12 protein-coding genes are annotated in these 22,956 nt (G+C 57.5%); 7 read left to right on the top strand and 5 right to left on the bottom strand.

Annotated elements, in window-relative coordinates; translation table 11 throughout:
- Nucleotides 1-392 precede the first annotated feature (392 nt).
- Nucleotides 393-1,486, top strand: a protein-coding gene (locus BSE24067_RS20120; RefSeq protein ID WP_151064166.1) for an IS3 family transposase whose coding sequence is annotated in 2 segments (ribosomal slippage) — nucleotides 393-645 and nucleotides 645-1,486 — 1,095 coding nt in all. Because the reading frame shifts where the segments join, the coding sequence is not laid out codon by codon here.
- A 206-nt stretch (nucleotides 1,487-1,692) separates the two neighbouring features.
- Here BSE24067_RS20120 and BSE24067_RS20125 read toward each other — a convergent pair.
- Entirely contained in the window at nucleotides 1,693-3,801 is a 2,109-nt protein-coding gene (locus BSE24067_RS20125; protein ID WP_244130575.1) for a DUF2357 domain-containing protein, read from the bottom strand.
- A gap of 183 nt (nucleotides 3,802-3,984) precedes the next feature.
- On the bottom strand, nucleotides 3,985-6,729 hold the full coding sequence (locus BSE24067_RS20130) for an MrcB family domain-containing protein (protein ID WP_151064162.1): 2,745 nt from the start codon (nucleotides 6,727-6,729) through the stop codon (nucleotides 3,985-3,987).
- 448 nt (nucleotides 6,730-7,177) lie between these two features.
- Here BSE24067_RS20130 and BSE24067_RS20135 point away from each other — a divergent pair, with 448 nt between their 5' ends.
- From BSE24067_RS20135 to BSE24067_RS20160, 6 genes are all read left to right on the top strand, one after another.
- On the top strand, nucleotides 7,178-7,396 hold the full coding sequence (locus tag BSE24067_RS20135; protein WP_151064160.1) for a hypothetical protein: 219 nt from the start codon (nucleotides 7,178-7,180) through the stop codon (nucleotides 7,394-7,396).
- A complete protein-coding gene (locus BSE24067_RS20140; RefSeq protein WP_151064158.1) occupies nucleotides 7,393-8,298 on the top strand; it encodes a DUF4007 family protein in 906 nt (301 codons plus the stop codon). Before BSE24067_RS20135 ends, BSE24067_RS20140 begins: the two co-directional genes overlap by 4 nt.
- Nucleotides 8,291-11,746, top strand: a complete 3,456-nt coding sequence (locus BSE24067_RS20145) for a hypothetical protein (RefSeq protein ID WP_151064156.1) — start codon at nucleotides 8,291-8,293, stop codon at nucleotides 11,744-11,746. Before BSE24067_RS20140 ends, BSE24067_RS20145 begins: the two co-directional genes overlap by 8 nt.
- Nucleotides 11,724-12,551 (top strand): phosphoadenosine phosphosulfate reductase family protein, encoded by an 828-nt coding sequence (locus BSE24067_RS20150; RefSeq protein ID WP_151064154.1) that lies wholly within the window; start codon nucleotides 11,724-11,726, stop codon nucleotides 12,549-12,551. Before BSE24067_RS20145 ends, BSE24067_RS20150 begins: the two co-directional genes overlap by 23 nt.
- A gap of 109 nt (nucleotides 12,552-12,660) precedes the next feature.
- On the top strand, nucleotides 12,661-15,045 hold the full coding sequence (locus tag BSE24067_RS32815) for a sensor histidine kinase (protein WP_151064152.1): 2,385 nt from the start codon (nucleotides 12,661-12,663) through the stop codon (nucleotides 15,043-15,045).
- The gene (locus BSE24067_RS20160) at nucleotides 15,032-17,014 is read left to right on the top strand and encodes a hypothetical protein (RefSeq protein ID WP_151064150.1); all 1,983 of its coding nucleotides are present in this window, start codon (nucleotides 15,032-15,034) and stop codon (nucleotides 17,012-17,014) included. The genes BSE24067_RS32815 and BSE24067_RS20160 overlap by 14 nt, the downstream gene beginning before the upstream one ends.
- A gap of 277 nt (nucleotides 17,015-17,291) precedes the next feature.
- Here the strand turns inward: BSE24067_RS20160 and gyrB are convergent, their stop codons facing one another.
- From gyrB to dnaA, 3 genes are all read right to left on the bottom strand, one after another.
- A complete protein-coding gene (gene gyrB / locus BSE24067_RS20165; RefSeq protein ID WP_151064148.1) occupies nucleotides 17,292-19,766 on the bottom strand; it encodes a DNA topoisomerase (ATP-hydrolyzing) subunit B in 2,475 nt (824 codons plus the stop codon).
- A gap of 191 nt (nucleotides 19,767-19,957) precedes the next feature.
- Nucleotides 19,958-21,064, bottom strand: coding sequence for a DNA polymerase III subunit beta (gene dnaN, locus BSE24067_RS20170; RefSeq protein WP_040142608.1), 1,107 nt, complete (start codon nucleotides 21,062-21,064; stop codon nucleotides 19,958-19,960).
- Nucleotides 21,065-21,233: 169 nt separating this feature from the next.
- Nucleotides 21,234-22,811 (bottom strand): chromosomal replication initiator protein DnaA, encoded by a 1,578-nt coding sequence (gene dnaA / locus BSE24067_RS20175; RefSeq protein ID WP_217460368.1) that lies wholly within the window; start codon nucleotides 22,809-22,811, stop codon nucleotides 21,234-21,236.
- Between the last annotated feature and the right edge of the window lie 145 nt (nucleotides 22,812-22,956).

Raw genomic sequence — 22,956 nt, forward strand, 5'->3', positions numbered from 1 at the left:
CCCGTGTGAAAGTAGGTAATCGTCAGGCTCCCCTCAAGCCAGAAACCCCCGCCCGACAAGGCGGGGGTTTTTGCATTGGCGCCGCCGGAAATGACGCGTGCAGTTGTGCGGCAGCGCATTGCCACGACGCCGGCGCGGCAGGCCAAGCGGCTGCCCGAGCCGCGTCCTTATACTGCCGTCCCCATAGTCGCGTCAGGGCGTCTGCGCTGCACGGGGAATAGCCGGATCAACGCCAAGTCGTTTCAGCCGAAGGCGGCAACACGGCCCGCCCCAATCCATATCCGGTCCGGTAGCATTGGCCCCGCGCAGCGAAATTTACCGCGTTGACCTGAGACGGATCGTGTAGCCAAACGGCAAGTGAGTTCTCTTATCCTAGAGGCAAGGAGAACTCGATGAAGAAGCGACATACCGACGAACAGATCATCCGCATCCTGCGGGAAGCCGAGAGCCAGGAGGTACCGGTCGAGGATCTGTGCAAGCGGCACAACATCTCGGAGCAGACGTTCTACCGGTGGCGCACCAAGTTCGGTGGCATGGACGTGGCCGAAGCACGTCGGCTCAAGGAACTGGAATCGGAGAACGAGAAGCTCAAGCGGCTGGTGGCCGAGCAATTGCTGGTGATCGACGGCCTGAAGGAGTTCAGCCGAAAAAAATGAGTTCCCCGACGGGCCGGCGCGAAGCGCTGGAAGTCCTGACTCGGCGGGGATTATCGCAACGCAAGGCATGTCGTTACCTGGGGCTGAGCCGCCGGGTGGCGATCTACACGCTCAAGCAACCGGAGAAAGACCGGAGCTTGGGCGAGCGGTTGATCGCGGCTTCCCAAGAGGTGCCACGCTTTGGTTATCGTCGGATCTCGGCCTGGCTGTCGTTGGGCGAATCGCGTGTGCGCCGGATGTGGCGTGCGCTGAAGCTGAACATCCCGAAGCGCCGGCCGCGCCGACGGCGTTGCGGCAGCGATATTCGCCTGCCGGGTGCGACGAAACCCAATTCGGTCTGGAGCTACGACTTCGTCCACGACCAGTTGGTCGACGGTCGAGTCTTGAAGATGCTCGACGAATACACCCGCGAATGCCTAGCAATCGAGGTCGGGGCCAGCTTGCGTTCGCAAGACGTGATCCTGGTCCTGTCGCGATTGATGCGCCTGTACGGCAAGCTGACGTTCATTCGGTCCGACAACGGCGCGGAATTTACGGCGACCAAGGTTATGCGCTGGCTGCGTGACGCGGCAATCGGGCCAGCCTTCATTACGCCCGGTAGCCCGTGGCAAAACGGCTTCGTCGAAAGCTTCAACGGCAAGCTGCGCGACGAGCTGCTGAATCGGGAATGGTTCCGCAGCCGCGCCGAGGCCAAGGTGCTCATCGAGCGCTGGCGACAGTTCTACAACGAGCGTCGGCCGCATAGCGCTCATCGTTACCAACCTCCTGCCACGGTCCGTCGAGCCTGGCTGGATTCCGAGAAGAATATCGACTGGCGACTCACTGCTTAACTGGCTACAAGATCTCACCGCAGGTCAAGGCGACGATCGTAGACCGACGCCTACTTGAGCAGCGAAGTGCGGAATGAATGGTTCGATGGGGTTCGAACGCGGCGCACTCATTATTGGGAGAGACTGAGAAGTCAGATCCTGAGGACTGGCGGCGATGATGCCGCCAGCTAGGTATCGCAGCCGATCACTGCTACGGTCATAAGTTGCTACGCGCTTTCGGATAGAGACATGACGTCACTCCATAAGACGCGGATGGGTTCGCCATACATCGCCCCACGATTTCGAACATATGTGTCGATAGCCTGGGATGTCAGCCCATGGAGCCAGTGCTCGTGCGTAAGCCATTGGATCTGGATGCACCAATAGTTTCCGCGAGGAGCCGGGTAACCAGCCGCGGCCATTCCGACTTCAGTAATTTCCTCAGCGTCAGAAACGATACGAGCGAATGCGATCTCTTGTGTCGAGGGACAGTATAAAAGTAGAAGCTGACTACTCAGTAGAGCTGCACCGGGCGAAACACCACCACGTCGGGCGCCAGCTCGAACGTTGTAGGACTTACGTTCTCGAATCCAATTCCAATGGTCGTGGTCCTTTACAAAACCTAGTAGCACGCTTGCGTCGAGCGTCGGCAAGGTGCGTGTTTGGGGCGATCGCCAAAGCGTTGATCGGTCGTACGTCTCTGTCAGCCAGTACCGGCTGCGCTCATGTTTAGTGAGGCGCATCGCCACGTGATCGAGTACGTCGCTGATAAAAAGCCGCAGTGCAGACGTACCCGTTGCAATGCCCGTGTCGGTAGGTCGCAACACGAATGCACCGAGACCGGGTAACAGTTCGTGATACTCCGAATATTGCCGCCTTTCTCCTTCGTCGTCACCGCCCGGATACAGAACATATGCCCCAGCAGTTCGATGTATAGCGTCGCGGTACGCGTGCATCTTCAGTAGGTCATCGCGAAGAGCACCGCCGCGTTCTAGCCGTGTCGACGATTCCGAGGTGGCGGCGTTTTCGCCTTCGTTATCGACACCAAAAATCTCGCGCACGAAATCGACCCGATACTTTGCGTCGAAGTGGAGCGCGATCGGTTCAAAAGGTGATGGTTCGCCGCTGGCCGGGCTGATCAGCAACGAATAATCCGGGCGCATTGGTCTGGTCCAAGACGAGACACTTGCCGCGCTCCGCCGGTAGGTCCGATTGAAGCAGAGGTCTACTCGCATACGTCGATCAAGACGGTTGACCTCACCCGTTAGAACAGTCTCTATGCCCGTACGGATACCAACCGTCAAACCGTCTGGCCGTGTATGCACCAATGGACTCAGGTCGAACGTATGACCAACAGCCTCAGCTACTACCTGAGAAAGTTGAATAAACGCCCAGTATTCATAGAGCGTCGCGACGTCGCGCTGGCCTGCTCCGTAGACGTCAGGTGACGATTGCCACGAGAGACGCGCCGCAAACTCTGTCTCCACGTAAGCTTTGAAAAGATCTCTATAGCCTTCCCTCTTGTGAAGCACCTGGTCATCAGCAGGAAACCTTGTGAGCCGTCCAACGTCGATAAACATGTCGCAATGGAGCACCTCTTCCAGCTGTGATTTCACGGCCGAAATTTCCCGTCGTCCACGTGTCGTCGCGGGTGTGGCCTGAGGCTTGGAAAGACCTCGATCGATGTCGCCGAGTATCCGAACCCAATGCTCTAGAGCGAACTTCACAAAGCGATTGGGCGTCGTGTCGTGCGTTGCTTCGGTTTGAGCTCGATTAAAGTGGGATGGGACCGACTTGAGAGATCCGTCGGGCCACGCTGACCGAGATCCACCCTTGGTGAATTGCCGAAGGATATGTGAGTCTGCTCGTATCCCGGCGCCAGCCCGCACCGACTCGCTTGTCGTGTCCCACGCGATGTGCGGACGCCGGATGATTTCGTGAAGTGCACGCTGGAAATTTTCGCTTTCGAATAGCGCGCGCAAAAACGTGAAGCGCTGATAGAGGGTAACTGCGTCGCGAGTCTCATCAAGTTCGAAACTTGCATCGCTCACGGCAAAGCGGTCCATCACAAGCTCAGTCATTCGCTCGGCGATGTCGCGCAGCATCCAGCGATACTCTGAGAGGTAGGAGAGTTTGCGGGACCGGACTTCGAGCTCCATTTGCCCGAGCGTGCCGATGTCCGTGCGAAGCACCACACGTACGGTGCCGGTCGCGAGTCCGGGCCGTAGGCGACCAGATATTCCGTCCGTCGTGTCCGGCTGAAAGACCTCTTCAGGATCCGCGGTCAGCGGACAGCCGCTTTGGCCGAGGCTCTCCCAAGTGTATCGATATTCCATCCCCTCCAAGAGTTCGACAGTTCCCACGGAATCATTTGTCGTTGTGCCGCTGCTGTCGACGGACCAAAGCGTCGCGGAGGGAGTGGAGGAACGACGGGGTAACACCGCAATGTGTAGCTTTGCGGTGACGTTCCCCGTCGGATCGCGAAGAAGAGCGACAGCTTCTGAAACAGCGTGCACGACCTATTCCGTGAAGCTAGCAAATTGATTGGCGCGCAGGCTGCGAAGCATGCGAATCGCTTTGGCATACGCGATGGGAAGTGCAGCACCTTGCACAGGTACTTCTTCGATCAGCAATGCTTGAAGCTTGTCATCGGCTACAACTGAATCTGGCAGGTCGCGGCAGAACTGCGCCAAGGCGAGGAGTGGCAATTCGAGGCGTCTACGTGATCCGTGCAGTCTCGGGAGTATCTTTTGCATGACGATCCGGTCCACGATCGGCGCTAGGCCGTTGATCCCTGCCTCTTGTGCCAGGGCGGCGAATCGCATCGCTTCATAAAACACACGATGGCCGAACTCGAGGTTGTATCGGCTCAGGACCTCATGCAGTTGTCGCAAGCGATGATTTAGCTCATTCGTCACGTTGCTATGACGATTTTGATGCCAACTGTCGTCCTGCGCGATGCTTAGCAAGCCTCTCACCAACTCCTGATCTCCGATAACGCATGGTTGCGGTTTGATTGCTTCAATCGAAAGATCGCTTGAGTGAACGCGAAATTCGAAGGTGTTAGCGCGATCGAGTACCTTTGGCGAGAACATGTACGTTGTTTCGTCGATGTTGACGGTACCGACGATCCACAGATTTCTCGGAAGGGGCAGGTGCTTTTCGGCGTTGATCTTCAGTCGCCAGCATTCGTCCGTTCCCTTCTGGAGGTTTGGAATACACGGTTGTCCGGACTCCATGCCAGACAGCACATCGGCGAAGTAGCGCTCGACGTGTGCCAGGTTCATCTCATCCAGAAGCAGCAAGTACGGATGCTGGGGGTCAGCTGCCGCCCTCAGGATGAACTCCAATGGGGCTGGAACAGACCAGGCGCGGCGTCCGTCGACTTCGCGCTTAAGCGCGTCTTCGTATCCGAACAACGCTTCTGCGCCCGTCCAGTCGGGACGCACGGCGGCGACGTGCAGCCGATCTTTACCTAGCCACTCGCCGAAACGAATTGCTATTTGCGTTTTACCCGAGCCCGAGAGTCCGGTCAAAATGACAAGAGGTTTGGTGATTAAGCTCGAAATGAAGGACGCGATGAGTCCGTCGTGATGGCTACCAAACACTACGCCACTTGCGCGTAATGCGTTGCCGAATGTGTTGATGGCTTCGCGAAGGTCCGCCCTGACAGGGAGTGGATCGTCAGATTGCTCCGGTTCGACAACCTCTGGAAGCTCTTCCGCATCGTTTAGGGCCAGCACTTGGCTATAGATGTCTATTACATCGTCCAAATCCTGCTGCAGCTCCGCCATGGGCAGAGGTTGCTTCAGGTCGTATGTGGCGCGAACAATGGACGTACCGTAGCGATCCGGGACCCGAGCGTATCGTCCTTTGAACCATTCCCGTACCGTTTGCGCTCCGGCTAGTTCGCCCCAGTTCAGTTGGGAGGTTTCCTCTTCGCTTACTCCATAGCACAGCAGCAATTGCTGTTGCTCTGCATAAAGAAGTAGAACAGGGTAGATGCCTTGGTTGACCGATTGCCCATCTCCAAGAAACGCGATCCAGGGGATCCGAGCAAAATTACCTTTACCAAAACTCACTCGAACTTTGAGATCTCGGTACTTGCTAAGGTAGCCTTTCGTTCCGAGTTCCCGTCCATTGTTTGCCTGTATGAGAAAACGCTCGAGGAGCTCAGGGATGCCGTCCGGCGATTCCTCCTTGGGTTCGACTTCGAAATCAAGACGTCGCAACAAGCGGAAAGCGGACGAAGACTCGCCGCCAGAGAAGACGGCCCGATCTAGCGGCTCTCCAGTTGCGTGCTTAACCGCCAACGATAGGACCAACTTGGGGGGGTAACGTTTGCCTTCGTAGAGCAAATCGTAGCCTGTTGATTCAGCATCCTCAGGCACGCCATTTTGATCGATTTCGCGCAAAGCTAGTCGAATGTGCTCTGCTGTTACGCTCTCAGTAGCTGCGGCGAACGTTTCGCTACGCCATTCCCCTTTCAGTGGAGGTACGTAGTAGTCCAACTGCGTTGTGCCCCGCTCTGTTTCGAGACGTTTTCGAATTGCTTGCAGTTCTCGATCCAGTTGAATCGGATCCATACGATTCACGGCGCGTCGTTCGCGTTGTGAGTAATGCCGAGCAACGGCCTTCCGATCGTTCTGACCAAAGATACGCTCGAAGTCATCAGGGAACAGCAAGAAGAGCAACATATGCCGAAATTGCCTTGCTTCCCAATCGGGTACCTCGCGAAGCCACTCGTCGAGTGCCCAACCGTCTTCCAATAGCGTTTTTTGAACGTCGTCACTTGTTTCCCGAAAGCGGCGGACGAAGTTGATCAGGAAGACGAGCTCGCGCCGTTGATTCTGGTTGAAGCCTGGGCCGGCGCTGCCCACGCCAGCAAGGACGTCATCATCCAGCCAGCGTGAGTCCGTGGGAGCGGGTGCATCCGACCAAGCCCAAATCGTTTGGATGGTTCTGCGTTTGTGAGCCGCTGTTAGGCTGCTTGGGCAGAGGTATAGCAGCCACATCATTTCTGCTACTAGCTGCTTTGCTGAGCTATCAACTGATACGAGCTGATTCTCGAGTTTTTCAAGAAACGTTCCATTTCCGCTATCGGAACTTCGGGTAAATTGCTCGTGTAGCGAATTTAGTGCGGAAAACGTCCAAATGGGCTGGATTGTTAAGACTGAGCCGTGACCCAGTAGGGCTGAATCGCGCCAGTGGGCGGCAGCTTCTAAGATAGATTTTGGATCGTCGTCCCCGCAATACCTGCTCATACCTTACCCCGTGAAATTCTAGACGCGATGTTGTTGTGAGGATTGTATCGATAGATGAATTGATTGGTGTGCTGCGAGCGGTGACGGATTCTGTTCTTCCAGGTGAGCTTTAACGGCAAGCTGCGTGCCGAATTGTCGAGGCAGGAACGGCTCTGCGGTCGTGCAAGGCGTTCATCGTGCGCTAGCGACCGTTCTACAACAAGTGCCTGCCCCATAGCGCACATAGCCATCAATCTACCGCCATGGCCCGTCCAGTCCGGTTGGATTCCGATAGCTTCGATACGAGGCTCGCGGTGTGATTGGTCAGATCATTCTGCTGCAAGTCATCGATCGGAATGGTTTGAAAGGGGCGCAACCACCGTTTGCGAGACAAACATATCAGATTCAGACTGTTTTAAGTTAGAATGCCCCCATATTTCAGCCTTGATTTTGCCTAAGTGGGTACTTTATGAAGGTTCATTTCGGTACGAAAAAAGTACAAAAAATGGGCAGAGTCGCCCTTACGGACGCTTTGCTGCGGAACGCCGGGATCCAGGAAGGCGACTCTGTCGATCTGTACTTCGACGCGACGACCAAGGCCATCATTATTGAACGTACGCCAATCGCTGGAGAGCCGGAGGCTGCCCCAAGGATTGCGCGTGTTGCAAGCAAATCCCAAACATCATGACGATTACAGACCGCTTTTCCGGACATGAGTCCTTCGTTTGCCGATATGGCTGGCTACCCAAAGCTTACCAAGCGGTGTCCGCGGAGCCCGATCTCCTTCGAGACGAGGAGCGAGCGATGCATCAGCTAGGTATCGGTCGCAACATGGTGAAGTCGCTCCAGTTCTGGTGCGAGGCAATGGGTATATTGACGTTTGTCTCGGGGCAAGGCCATGTTCCGGGTCCGATCGGACGCAAATTGCTTGATCCTGACCATGGCTGGGATCCTCATTTGGAGTCGTTGGAGTCGCTATGGTTGCTTCATTGGCGATTGTGCACTGGTGCGGCGCTCGCCGCCTGGTCAGTGGTGTTCGGGGGGGCTCGACTGGTGCGCTTCGATCGGCAACGGCTGATTGCTGCTCTGGCCGAGCGGGCTGCGGGCGCGGCACGACCACTTGCCCCCAGCACTCTGGAGCAGCACGCCTCGATTTTTCTGCAAAGCTACTACCAGGCGGAACGCAGTGGCGACGATACGTCCTGGTGTCCGCTGCAAGATCTGCTACTGGTACGCGCAGCGAAAGAGGAGGATGGTCGCGTAGTCTTCAATACCGATCTGCGCGCTCCTGTTGGCCTAAGCTTGCGAGTTTTTGCCGTCGCCCTAGTTGAATACGTGACATCCAATAGCAATGGTTCGTCTTCTGTTGAGTTCCTTCATTTGCTCAAAGGCCCGAATAGCCCAGGGGTGGTTTTCCGCCTGGACGAACATCAACTTCGTGCGTTCATTGAGAACCTCGCGGATGGTGTTTTGAACGGAGCCCTGCGGTTCGTCGACACGTCCGATACGCAAAGCATCGTGCTCGATCGAGCTCGCATCGACCAGCACTACCTGCTGAAGGCAGACAAGGAGGCTTCCGCCCATGCTTGATCGAATCATCGATGGCCTCGAACTTCGTGCGCAACATACGCGGTCTATCTCACTCAGCCGGGATCTTCACGACGAGGCGGCGATTGCCAGTTATTTGCCAACGCCTAATGCCGTCCAGGCGCTTAAGCAGATCGGTTCGGCGCTAGCGAATGATAGTGCCCAACGCGCATGGAAGGTCGTTGGTCCATACGGGAGTGGTAAGTCCGCGCTAGGTATTGTCCTCGCGCAGTTGCTTCAAGGCCCAAGCGCATGTCCGGCAGTCCACGAGATGTTGGGTAGTGCTTCCGCGTCAGTTGCCAACTTATTCGCGTCGTCCAATCGGTTTCCGATGGCTGTAGTGGGCGCACGTTTGTCTATCGGACTGGCACTTGGCACCGAAATTCATCGCTCGCTCGCTCGTTGGCCCAATGGAAAGGGTGTGAGCGGTCTTAAGAAGCAACTCAGCGAGCCTGGGTATTACAAAGGTCGCCCGATTAATGCTGTGGCCGGCGAACTAATGCGGGATTTCTGTTCGGTCGTTTCTGCGCAGGGATTCGATGGAACGGTGTTGTTGATCGACGAAGTGGGGAAGTTCGTTGAACATGCCGCGATGCATCCTGACGCAGGAGACTTGATCGCGCTGCAACAGTTAGCTGAAGAGGCGTGCAGACCGAATGACGATTCGTTGGCGTTGGTAGTGATGCAACACCAGCATTTTGCTAGCTACGCGGCCGGTATCGGGCGTGCATTGGACGACGAGTGGCACAAGGTTGCGTCGCGGTTTGAGGAAATCCCCTTCGACGAGCCGGTTGAGCGCTATGCGCATTTTGCTGCTCATGCGCTTGGGGTTAAGCCTGCTTTGTATCGCGACTCCACGCTCGCGCAGTCGGCGCGAGCCGTCTTTGACATCGCGTTGGAGCAGGACATCCTAAGGGCGCCGACCTCTGCCGACAAACGTCTGTTTCAGCACCCAGAGAAGCTCTACCCGCTTCATCCACTGACCCTTGCCGCGCTGGCGATTATTTCGAAGCGTTATGGGCAGAGCGAGCGCTCGTTTCATGCTTTCCTTAACAGTAATGAACCGGCTGGCTTGCGTGACTTCGCGCAAGTAGCGCCTGTTGATGGTCACCCTTGGTACCGCCTCACGGAAGTATTTGATTATCTGGCATCCGGTCATGGACTGCGCTTTCGCGATCTGGCTGCGGAACGACGTTGGGCATTTGCGGTAACCGCTATCGACCGCCAGGGGAATGACGCCGATGCGCCGGCTGCGCTCAAGACTATTGCTGTGCTGGAATTAGTCCAGGCTTCCTTGAGACTGCGCATCACTCCGGAACTGGTTGCCTATGCACTCGGTCAACGGGACGTGGCAGAGACGAAAGAGCGGCTCGATTGCTTGGTGTCGCAAGGTCTGCTGATCCGCCGCCACAACCGATCGGAATACGGCTTCGCAGTTTCCGAGGCTGTCAACATTGAAGCGCTGTACGACGACGCTGCGCAGATCACTGAAGGTGAACTGGTGGTTCGCGGCGCTACACATGTGCTAGGCAGTCGATTCGTTATCGCCAACAGGCACTACGACCGCCGGGGCACCATCCGCACTTTGGCAATTGACGTCGGAACTGTATCGGCATGGCCTGTAGCTTCGCGGAAGAAAGACAGTGAAGGGCAACCCGACGGATGGCTTCGTCTCCTTTTGGTGACCGCCGGTTCGAAAGAGCAACGTGAGGCATTGGACCGCATTCGCGGTATGGACGACCCACTGAGCGTTTACTGCTGTCTTGCGTTGTCGTCGCAGGGACGTGCTGCGCTCGCGGAGCTGGCGATATGGCTGACGGTACAGCAAGATGTCACAAGCAAGCGGCTGGATCCGTGGACGAGCCAGTATGTTGATAGCCGGCTTCACCAGGCGAAGGAGGACGTTGACGCTGTTGTGTTCTCCGCACTCGCTGCTGGGCCAGGTATTGCGGGGCCAGTATATTGGTACCAAGGCAAGGTCATCCCGCATTGCGAATCGATGAACGTAAACCAGGTGGCGTCCTGGCTCTTTGAAACGGTTTTTAAGGGCGCACCACGAATCGTCAACGAACTAATCAATAAAGACCGGCCTGCGTCTGCCGTTGTGCTGGCTCGCCAGAGACTGGTGGACTTGCTGCTGGCCGGCCCAACAGGTAAATCAGTCTTCGGTGATAAGGAGTTTCCGCCGGAACGCTTAATCCACGCGACATTGGTACGCGATACAGGTATCTGGGAGATAGAGGGTAATAACTGGAAACTGGTCCCTCCACGAAAAGGCGCTACCGTTGATATTAGTGTGGTCTGGGCCGAAATTTCACGCGTCATGACGTGTGAAGAAGCACCAACGTTTGAGCAAGTTCTACGTGCCCTTGCTGCGCCCCCGTTCGGGGTCCGCAACGGGCCGGCCAGCGTATGGGTTACGTTGTATCTGTTGATTCACCGTAACCACTGCGCCATATTTGAACGCGGTACGCTGGTGTTGGAGCTCACGAGCGAGTACATCCAGCGCATGTACAAGAATCCTCACACCTTCCAGTTGAGGGAGCTGCCGCAGGGGCAGGATAGCGTTGATTTACTCCGCGACTATGGTTCGGTGCTGAGTTCTCTTGGGGCTGCGCCTACTGGAGAAGTCACGTATCTGGCGCTGGCACGTTCGCTATATCGGTGGTTCGGTCAACTTTCCGATTTCGCGAAACAGACCGGGCGGATCAGCAAGGATGCAGTGCTGGTTCGCACACGCTTGGGCAAGGCTCAGGACCCCATTGAACTGTTGACCACAACTCTTCCGCAGGCGCACCAGCAGAGCAAGGCGAGTAGCTCATTTGTAGAATGGTTGTCTTTGGCCCTGACAGACTTGGGTATGAGTCAGCGCAAACTGCAAGAGACCGTGGCCGTCGAGCTCGGGCGTGTTTTTGGAATTGCCGGGCAGTTGGGCAGGATTCGCAGCCAACTGCAGGCCGAGTGTTCTGGCGCAGCGACTGGGCTGGCGGATGCTCGGCTCAAGAGTTTCATTTTGCGTTGCACGGACGTGACATTGACGGACGAGAAATGGCTGGATTCCGTAGCGAGCCTGCTGGTACAGCGACCACTGGACACGTGGGGCGATGAAACGATCGAGAACTTCGCGCAGGCGGCCACAGAGATAGGCGGGCACTATCGTCGCTGGCTGCGCCTTGTCATGCAACGGAAGGGGGCACCACGAGCAGCGGAACGTTTTGTTAGCGTAACGTTGACTGGTGCAACAGGACAAGAATCCGCTCTATTTGTCGCGAAATCCGAACATTCCGCGAGGCTGGCTCGCAGTATTCTGGATCTTCTCGAGAAGCAGACTGCGACAGAACCTCATACGGCCGCCGCAGCTTTAGCTGAGGCGCTGCAAGGGCTCAATGTAATGCAGATACAGTTGAATTCGACGAAGGAGAAAGGTCATGACGAGCGAGAAGCGGGTTAGGCATATTCTGAGCTTGTCCGGCGGGAAGGACAGCGCCGCGCTGGCCATCTATCTTCGCGATCGTATTCCGGAGATGGAGTACATTTTTAGCGACACGGGCAAGGAGCTACCAGAGACGTACGCGTACCTTCAGCGCATTTCCGACTATCTAGGCAAGGAGGTGACTCACCTTAACGCCGACGTTGGTTTTGACCACTGGTACGAGATGTACGGTGGCATGATCCCATCCAACCACCGGCGGTGGTGCACGCGGGCATTAAAGCTCAAACCGTTCGAACAGTACTGCGGAGACGATGAAGTGGTTAACTACGTCGGTTTGCGTGCTGAAGAGGATCGAAGCGGTTATATTAGCCATAAGCCAAATATCAGAGCAGTCTATCCGTTTCGCGAAGATGGGTTGGTGCTGCGCGACATCGAGGAGATCCTCCGAAACTCTGGTGTAGGTATGCCGCCCTATACGCGATGGGGGCGCACGCGTTCGGGGTGCTACTTCTGTTTCTATCAGCAAAAGATCGAGTGGGTGCGATTGAAGGAGACACATCCAGATCTGTTCGATAAAGCGAAGGCATATGAAAAGCCTTATGAGAAGACCGGTAATTTTTTTACGTGGAGCCAAGGTGAAAGCTTGGCGGAGCTCGAACAGCCGCACCGTATGGAGCAGATCAAGCGTGAGCACGTGATTCGTGTCGAGCGTAAGGCGCAGCGTCGCGAAAATGTAACGCTAATGGAGGTATTCGCTCAAGCGGACTCCGCCGAGGCGCCGGAGGACGATGATGACCAAGGCTGTCTCGTATGTCAGCTATGAACTCTGGTGGACAGTGAGTAATTTTGCGGTGAAACTTCCGATTTCATATCCGGCGTCTGGTGCGGCCTTATAATTTCGATGATAATTTTGCGAAAATAGGTAATTGCCTGTGGCTATAACAGTCAAAGCTCGCGTTCTGCTTGAACTCGGTGCAGAGTTGATTAGTTCGGATCAGATCGCGATCTACGAGCTGGTGAAAAACTCATTAGATGCGCGCGCGACGCGTATTGAAGTGCGTGTTCGCGTCGCATTGCCGCGCAGCGAGTACCTTAGCATTCGCCAAAAGCTCGAGCAGTCGGTCGAGAAGAAGGAGAGACTCTCTCGCGACGCGGTTCGGAAGATGCTCGATGCAGGCATGGAGCTCACGGTAGATCAAGAGGATCGCGATGCCTTTTTTGAGATCGTGTTGTCTCCCTCAAATGATGACTACATCCAAGCGTTGGACGCTGCCTACACTCAATTCAATTGGGTGGAGATTATGGATGATGGCAGTGGGATGTCGTTTGACGATCTGAGTGGCGTCTACCTGACTATTGGCACCACCCACCGGTTGGATGATCGACTACGAGGAGGCGACCATACGGTACTTGGGGAAAAAGGTATCGGCCGCCTCTCCGCTGTACGTTTGGGCGATCAACTTCACGTCTTGACGTCCAAGAAGGGTGATAAATCGCTTCATGAACTCAAGATCGACTGGTCTACGATCAAGCGAAATCCACATCTTAATCTTGATGAGTTTCCGGCCGCACCTCATGTCGGGCCGAAAAAGAGTAAGGCATCTGACCATGGTACGGTCATTCGCATGTCCAATCTGACGAGCGAATGGTCCATTGAAAAAATGGAGTCCCTTGCGAAGACTGACTTCGCAAAGCTGGTGGACCCGTTCCTCAATACGTTCAGTCGCCCAAATATACGGTTGTCCTTTAACGGTCAACCAGTCGACATCCCATCGTTTCAGACGCGACAACTTACGTACGCGCATGCTCGATGTTCTGCCAGCTTCGCGCTGGACGATAATGGCCAACCTGTTCTATCGGGCGAGGTGGTGTATAAATCGTACGGGCAGAGCAAGCCCTTCCGCTTAGAGGGGGTGCATCTTCTCAGCGCATTGACCTTGAAGGGTAAACGGCCAAAGGCCGGTGAGACCCCACGGCCTCCGGGCACGCTTATGCAGGGGCTTGCGACACTTGGTCCCTTTGAGATGGAGGCGCACTGGTTTAACCGGCAAAAGCTTCGGCTTGATAAACCGGATGGCTATGAGGTTGCTTTGCAGTGGCTGACGCACTGGGGTGGGGGATTGTTACTATATCGTGACCACTACCGTGTGTATCCATATGCCGAGGCACGCGACGATTGGCTCGATCTGGACGGGAGTGCATTGGCCGCGCAGGGTTACAAGATGAATCGGAAACAACTGGTTGGTGCCGTTCGCATCTCCAGCCGTGGTAATCCACATCTGCAGGATCAGACGAATCGAGAGGGCTTGCGTGACACGGAGGAGAAGTCGGCGCTGATTGCACTATTGCGCCATATCTTGGTGATTGAGTTCAAGAGTTATCTCAACGCTGTTGAGGGCGCACAGGACGAATCCGCGGCCAAGGAGTTTCCGAAGCTGGAGAAGCGCTTGGAGGAAGCTCAGAAGCAGGCGCTGAAGCAGGTGCAGCATCTGAGGACTAAGGTGACGGCTCCGGAGGACGTAGCTGCGATTAACACTTTGCTTGCTCGCATGACGGACATGTCCGAAGCATGGGAGCGTTCGAAGATGACTGTGCGTGCCTATGAAGAGGACATTGACAAGTATGTCCATCTCGCTGGCGTCGGATTGATGACGGAGTTCATCTTTCATGAATTGGCGCGACTGTCCGCAAATACCTTGAAAGTTCTGCAGACATACAAGCCGAGCAATTCTACTGAGAACCGCCAGCTTCGGAATCTGCGAGATCAGTTGAGCACACTAGAAAGGCGGATTCGAGTCCTTGATCCATTGTCTACCCCGGGACGCCAACGAACGGAATCATTTGATTTGGTTCAAATGTTACGAGATGTTGGGGAGATGCATGAGCCGCAGTTTGGGCGCCACGGAATCAAGGTCGACCTTTCCGGTCTTGGTAATTCTCCGGTGTTGGTCAAGGCCGTCCGTGGGCAGCTTCTGCAGATTGTGGAGAATTTTGTCGCTAACTCGGTTTATTGGTTAAAGTTGCAGGCAACAATGAAGAGGTTTGAGCCGTGCATTAGCTTCAGTATTGATCGGGAGGCTAAGACGTTTGCGGTCTTGGATAACGGCCCGGGGATCCCGGAAGATCGAGGGGATGAAGTTTTCAACGCGTTCTTCACGACCAAACCCTCTGGCGAGGGGCGAGGGATGGGCTTGTATATTGCAAAAAAGCTTGCAGAAGGCAATTCGATGGAAATTGCACTTGCTGAAGCAGATGAAGATCGGATCCACCACGGATTCGTCGTGACCTACGGAGGGGAAGGGGATGGAGACTCTTGAAGCGGCGCTGATTAAGCCGTTGAAGAGGGTGGTTGTGATCGACGACGCGTATGCGCCGGCTGATCCTACCGACATTGATGGGGAAGCGGTATCCCGATTTCGTGATGCTTTAATTGATGTCCCGAAACGGGTGACGCAGGTGAAGAGGGAGTTTCGCCTCTCGGAGCTTGACCCTTCAATTCCAAAGCACCTTGACGACCTTCTTCAAGACGCGGCGATCGTGGACAAGCTGTGGTCTCTGTGCAAGAGGCAAGCTTGGTCCTGGTTGGACGATACCCTTTTTCGGCAGTATGTCGCAGACGTTGGCGAGAAGCGGCAGGCTCTCGAAGGGCTTGAGGGCTTCTTAGGTGCACAGAAGTGGCGCGTTACCCGCGTTGCAAAATTTGACCCTACGACGCTCGATGTTACGGGATGTCAGGTCATTTTCTTGGATTTTTACCTCAAAGGCGAACTCAGCTCAGAATCCTCTCTTGAGCGGGCGGCGAAGCTTGCTCACTTAATCATTCAAGCGAGGCAGGCCGGCACATTGCTCCAGTACCCGCTTGTAGTGTTGATGTCGTCGAGACCGGGGGCGGCGGATAAGCAGGGTGAGTTTAAGGAGCGCACGGGGCTCCGAGCGGATTTCTTCTGCTTCGTCGAAAAGGACCAGATCGCGGCACAGATTGCACCGAAGCTCAGTCGGATGCTCGAAGGCTATGACGGCAAGCAATCCTGGGCCCACATGCTCGACGAGTTTTGGCTAGGTGCCATTCGCGCTGCGACAGTATTGCGCCAGAACCTATCGAAGATCGAGCCGTCCGAGATCGCGCTCCTTCACGAGGCAGAGCTCGCAGTCGAAGAGGCTAGATTGCCTGATTACCTGTCATGGCTTGTATCAGAGTCGCTTGCGAGCAGCCTTCTGGAGGATTCGGGCGTTCGAGCATTGGCTGCGAGACTTCCGGATTTGATTGGGCACCACGCTTTACCTGGTGCCGTTCCTCCGGGCAGCAGGCTAGCGGAAATGCATGTGCGTTCAGTTATGCGGTTGGACATTACTGATGATATCCCTGAGGCGAAAGGGTCCCCGGTCCAATTGGGTGATCTCTTTGCGAGATTGAATGGCGACGGAACGCCACGTGAATTTCTCCTTGTGGTTGATCAAAGCTGTGACCTTGCAAGGCCTACTTCAAGCCAAAAGACTACCGTGCTGTGCCTGCGTTGCGTTCCCCAAGAGATCAGCGATGTGGCACTTGCTTTTTATCGATCCGCGCATGGAGCAGCACATGGATCGATGGATTTGGTCAGCATGATCATTAATGAGGCGCAGAGGTATTACTTGGCGAGTTGGGATTTGGTGAACCCTACTACACCGGAACTGACAGAGCTGACCCAGCGCGACGCCGGCATCAAGCGATTGGCGCGATTGAAGCCTATCGCTGCGCTGGCACGCCAAGAGGACCTAACCCAGCGTGTGGGACGCATCGGTCAGCCCGTTGCGCCACCGTCGGTGTCAGCGTATCGCGCAAAACTAGTGCTGATCGGCAAAGATGGCTTTCAAAAGGAGTTCGATGCAACCAAGAAGGCTTGGGCTTCAGTGGTCATCGTGCAAGGGCGCCATATGCCAAGGTCTGACTCTGTCGATGGGGCGGCGGCAGCAAAGAAAAAACCTCAGACAACGACTACCTTGAGCTTGACGTCGGACTTTAATGAGTGGCTTTCCGGCAAACTTGGTCAGGCGCAGGTGTCAGACGCCCAAGCATCAAGCCAAGCCAAGTTGTTAAAGCAGCACTTGGATGCGGGAACGGTCCAGCGCGTGAATTTTGCTGCAGTCGGTCAGCAGGCGCGCGAGAGTCTTGGACAGCGGTACAGAAAGGCGAGCCTCAAGAATCCGTCAATTGCCATCCATTGCGTCTTTGACAAGACCATACCGGCGGACCTGACAGATGCCATGATCATATTGCTCTTAACCTCCTACGAACAACACTCTTGAGTGTCAACGGGGTACGCCCAGCACCACCACTCAACCACGCAGACCTAGATGTGCCAACACGGCACCGAAAATGACAAAGGGTTACAGCCAAGCCGCGCTGTAACCCTTTATTTTATTTGATCACGAATCAGGGACTCGGACCCTGCAGATTTTGATTCTAAGGCGGGTCCGTTCCAGAGATGGGACATGACACTAGGCAGGTCGGTTACTCTTACCAACTGTATCGCAATTGTGGCGCCAGTCGTGCGTACGCTGGCGCCCTACACATGCGTTTGCCTCAAACGTCAATATTCCCCGCCCGCAACGCATTCGACTCGATAAACGCCCGCCGCGGCTCGACCTCATCCCCCATGAGGGTAGTAAAGATCCCGTCCGCGGCAATCGCGTCTTCGATCTGCACGCGCAGCAGGCGCCGCACGGTCGGATCCATGGTCGTTTCCCAGAGCTGCTCGGGGTTCATCTCGCCGAGGCCCTTATAGCGTTGCTTCGACACGTTGCGCTCGGCATCGGCAAGCAGCCACTTCATCGCACTCTTGAAGTCATTCACAGCCATGCTGCGCTCACCGCGCTTGATCACCGCCCCAGCCTGAATGAGCCCTTCGAACGTCTTGGCGGTGGTCACGAGCTGCTGATAATCCGCCGTGTGCTGGAACTCCTCATCGATAACCGAAACCCGCACGTTGCCATGATGCGCCCGCTCAACCCGCAGCGACCGCAGCTCACGCACCGGATCATACGAAGGCACAACCCGCACTTCGTTCTTCAGCGTGTCATCATGCAGCGCGGCATGCAGAGCCTTGGCCGAAGCCTCCGTCGATTCCTCGCTAGAAAGATCGATCGCAACCCCGTCCATGATCGCCTCTAGCGCTGCCGGGTCATACAACCGGCTCAACCGGTCGATGACGCTCTGCGACAGCAGATACGACCGTGCCAGTTCCCCAAGCGCATCGCCCGAAATCGCCGCTGCATTCTCGCTAGGCACCAGCTCCGACCCTTGCAACGCCAATCGCAGCATATGCGCGTTGAGCTCCGTATCGTCCTTCAGATACCGCTCGTCCTTGCCGGCTTTGATCTTGTAAAGCGGCGGCTGCGCGATATACACGTACCCGCGCTCGACCATCTCCGGCATTTGGCGATAGAAGAACGTGAGCAGCAGCGTCCGGATGTGCGCACCGTCGACGTCCGCGTCGGTCATGATGATGATGCGGTGATAGCGGAGCTTGTCGAGGTTGTAATCGTCCTTGCCGATCCCGCAGCCGAGCGCGGTCACGAGCGTGACGATCTGTTCCGACGAGAGCAGCTTGTCGTAGCGGGCCTTCTCGACGTTCAGCACCTTGCCGCGCAGCGGCAGGATTGCCTGGAACTTGCGATCGCGGCCTTGCTTGGCCGAACCACCTGCCGAGTCACCCTCGACGATGTAGATTTCGCACTTCGCCGGATCCTTCTCCTGGCAGTCCGCGAGCTTGCCCGGCAGGCCGACGCCGTCGAGCACGCCCTTGCGTCGCGTCATCTCGCGCGCCTTCCGCGCAGCATCTCGCGCGCGAGCAGCTTCAACGATCTTCCCGCAGATGATCTTCGCGTCGTTCGGCGTTTCGAGCAGGAACTCTTCGAGCGCCTTCGCGACGACTTCTTCAACCGGCGCACGCACTTCCGACGAAACGAGCTTGTCCTTGGTCTGCGAGCTGAACTTCGGCTCCGGCACCTTCACGGAGAGCACGCACGACAAACCTTCGCGCATGTCGTCGCCGGTCGTTTCGACCTTCGCCTTCTTCGCGATTTCGTTGTCGGAGATGTACTTGTTGATCACGCGCGTCATCGCCGCCCGCAGGCCGGTCAGGTGCGTCCCACCATCCCGCTGCGGAATGTTGTTCGTGAAGCACAGCACGTTTTCGTTGTAGCTGTCGTTCCACTGCATCGCGACTTCGACGCCCACGCCATCCTTCTCCCCATTCACGTGGAAGATGGTCGGGTGCAGGTTGGTCTTGGTCTTGTTGATGAATTCGACGAAGCCCTTCACGCCGCCGGCGAACGCGAAATCGTCTTCCTTGCCCGAGCGCAGGTCGGTCAGACGGATCCGCACGCCGTTGTTCAGGAACGAGAGCTCGCGCATCCGCTTGGCCAGAATGTCGTAGTGATACTCGACGGTCCCGAAAATGGTCGGATCGGCCATGAAGTGCACTTCGGTGCCGCGGTTCTCGGTATCGCCGGTGATCAGCATCGGCGACACTTCGACACCATCCACCTGCTCGATCACGCGATCCTGCGCGATGCCGCGATGGAACTCCATGAAATGCTTCTTGCCGTTGCGGCGCACGGTGAGGCGCAGCCAGCTCGACAGCGCGTTCACGCACGACACGCCCACGCCGTGCAGGCCGCCCGACACCTTGTAGCTGTTCTGGTCGAACTTGCCGCCGGCGTGCAGCTCGGTCATCACGATCTCGGCGGCGCTGCGCTTCGGCTCGTGCTTGTCGTTCATCTTCACGTCGGTCGGAATCCCGCGGCCGTTGTCGGTCACGGAGATCGAGTTGTCGGCGTGAATCGTCACGTGGATGTCGTTGCAGTACCCGGCCAACGCTTCGTCGATCGAGTTGTCGAGCACCTCGAACACGAGGTGGTGCAGACCGGTGCCGTCCGACGTGTCGCCGATGTACATCCCGGGGCGCTTGCGCACCGCTTCCAGACCTTCGAGGATCTGGATCGACGAAGCGCCGTAGCTGCTGTTATCGGGTTGCGAATTGTGCTGTTCACTCATGGATATCTTCCGGTTCTGCGAGGCCACTCTCGTGGCGGCGCGGTGCGTTTCAGCGAGAAATCGCCGGGCCGCTCCAGTTTCCTGGCCCGCCCCAGGTGCCGAAAAGGCACTAAAAAGGCGGGTTGTCAGTTCGCCATAAAAACGCCAAAGGGGCTTGCCGCCCCCTGGTGTGTGTCGCGATGTCGAGCGCGTCAGATGCGCATCGGCATCACGACATACTTGAATTCGTCGTTCTCGGGCACGGTGATCAGCGCGCTCGAGCTGGCGTCGCCAAGGCTCACCTGCACGGTGTCGACCTTCAGGTTCGCGAGCACGTCGAGCAGATACGTGACGTTGAAGCCGATGTCGACGGTATCGCCCTGGTACGCGATTTCGAGTTCTTCCTGCGCCTCTTCCTGATCGGCGTTGGTCGACATGATCTTCAGCTGGCCCGGCGCGACGATGCAGCGCACGCCCTTGAACTTGTCGGACGTCAAAATCGCCGCGCGTTGCAGCGAACGCTGCAGCTCTTCGCGGCCGATCTCGAACGTGTTCTTGTGCGCCTTCGGGATCACGCGCTGGAAGTCGGGGAACTTGCCCTCGACCAGCTTCGACACGAGCTCGACGCCGCCGAACGTGAATTTGGCCTGCGTCTGCGCGATGTCGATGGTGACGGTGTCGTCGATATCCTCGAGCAGGCGCTGCAGCTCGAGAATCGTCTTGCGCGGCACGATCACTTCCTGGCGGCCGAACGTGCCGCCTTCGAGCTTCATCGACGAGAACGCGAGGCGGTGGCCGTCGGTCGCCACGGCCATCAGCTGGTCGCCGTCGACGACGAGCAGCATGCCGTTCAGGTAGTAGCGGATGTCCTGCTGCGCCATCGCGAAATGCACCATGCCGAGCAGCTGGCGGAACGACTTCTGCGGGACGGTCAGGCTCGCGCCGAAATCCTTCGCCTGCGCGACGGTCGGGAACTCGTCCGCGGCGAGCGTCTGCAGTGCGAAGCGGCTCTTGCCGGACTGCACGGTGAGGCGCTTGTCGGCGAGCGACAGTGTGACCTGGCCGTCAGGCATCGCGCGCAGGATGTCGAGCAGCTTGCGGGCCGCGACGGTGGTGGCCACCTGGTCGCCGCCGACGCCGAAATCGGCGCGCGTGGTGATCTGCAGCTCCAGGTCGGTCGACAGGAAAGAAACGTCCGGGCCGTTCTTGGTGATCAGCAGGTTGGCGAGGATCGGCAACGTATGGCGGCGTTCGACGATGCCGCTGACCGTTTGCAGCGGCCTGAGGAGTGTGTCTCGTTCGGTCTTGACCAGTTGCATAGAGTTCCTTCGTTGAGTAACGGCCTGCAGCGCAGCAGCCTCGCAGCGCCCCGCCGGCCGGGCTCCGAGCCGGCCGCCGCCGGGGCGGTCAAACCTGTATTGTGCCTCAAAACCGAACCGCCCCCCTTAAATTGGGGCGGAGGCCGAATTATCAAGCGCGCCCGCGCGCTCAGCCCTTCAGCGTCTGTTCCAGCACGTGCAGCTCGTGGTTGAGCTGCGCGTCCTTGCTGCGTTCGTCGGCGATCTTGCGCACCGCGTGCAGCACGGTCGTGTGATCGCGCCCGCCGAACAGCTCGCCGATTTCCGGCAGGCTCTTCTGCGTGAGTTCCTTCGCCAGATACATCGCAATCTGCCGCGGCCGCGCGATGTTCGCGGGACGCTTCTTCGAGTACATGTCCGCGACCTTGATGTTGTAGAAGTCGGCGACGGTCTTCTGGATGTTCTCGACCGAAATCTGCCGGTTCTGCACGGTCAGCAGGTCCTTCAGCGCTTCCTTGGTCAGCTCGATCGAGATCTCGCGGCCGTGGAACTTCGAATACGCGAGGATCTTGCGCAGCGCGCCTTCGAGCTCGCGCACGTTCGAGCGCAGGTGCTTCGCGACGAAGAACGCGACGTCCTCCGACAGGTTCACGCCCTCCGACTGCGCCTTGCGCATCAGGATCGCGACGCGCATTTCCAGCTCGGGCGGCTCGATCGCGACGGTCAGGCCCGAGTCGAAGCGCGAGATCAGGCGATCGTCGATGCCGGAGATCTCCTTCGGATACGTGTCGCTGGTGATGATCACCTGCGCCTTGTTCGCAACCAGCGCCTCGAACGCGTAGAAGAATTCCTCTTGCGTGCGCGACTTGCCGGAGAAGAACTGGATATCGTCGATCAGCAGCAGGTCGAGCGAATGGTAGTAGCGCTTGAAGTCGTCGAACGCCTTGCGCTGGTATGCCTTCACCACGTCGGACACGTATTGCTCGGCGTGGATGTAGCGGATCCGCGCGCCGGCCTTGTCGAGCAGCAACTGGTTGCCGATCGCGTGGATCAGGTGGGTCTTGCCGAGGCCGACGCCGCCGTACAGGAACAGCGGGTTGTACGAGATGCCGGGATTGTCCGCGACCTGGATCGCGGCGGCGCGCGCGAGCTGGTTCGCTTTACCGGTCACGAAGTTGTCGAACGTGAGCACCGGGTTCAGCTTCGAACGTTCGTACATCGAATCGGCTTCGCCGCCGTTCGCCGGTGCCGCACCGGGGCCCGGGCGCCACGTGCGGCGGCCGGCCGCCGCTTCGTGCGCGGGCAGGCTCGGCAGGTCGATGTCGGCGTCGTCGGCGTTCAAATGGTGCGCGGCGGCGGCCGACGGCGTCATCGGCACGTCGGCCGGCGCGGCGGGCGCAGCGGAAGCATTCGCGGTCAGGTTGGCGGCGATCGCGGCGACCGTCGCGGCCGGGCCGCTCGGGGCCAGCGGCGCACGCGCGGCGGCCGGTGCGGCGCCTGCGGGCGCGCTGCGCATGCCGGCCTTCGGATCAAGGACGAACTGGACTTCGATCGGCGTGTTCCAGAATTCCCGGGCCAGATCGGAGATGCGGCCCGAAAACTGGCTCTTGACCCAGTCCAGCTTGAAGCGGTTCGGCGCGGCGATGGACAGCGTGTTCGCCGACGCATCGAAGGCCACCGGGGCCAAGGGTTTGATCCACGTCACGTACTGCTGGGGCGTCAGCTCGCGCTCCAGCAGTGCGGAACAGTGTTGCCAGAAATCGTTCATCAAGTAGCTGTCGTTTTTTGCGTGCACAGCGCGGCTCGCCGGCGCCCTTGTCGCGGTTGCGCAACAAGGCCCGAAGCGGTCGTGCGAGCGTGCCTCGGACGCCTGCGTCACAGTCTTGCATAGGCAGGCGGGCGCCGAAGCGGCG

The organism is Burkholderia latens (genome assembly GCF_902499045.1).
Classification (GTDB): Bacteria; Pseudomonadota; Gammaproteobacteria; order Burkholderiales; family Burkholderiaceae; genus Burkholderia; species Burkholderia latens.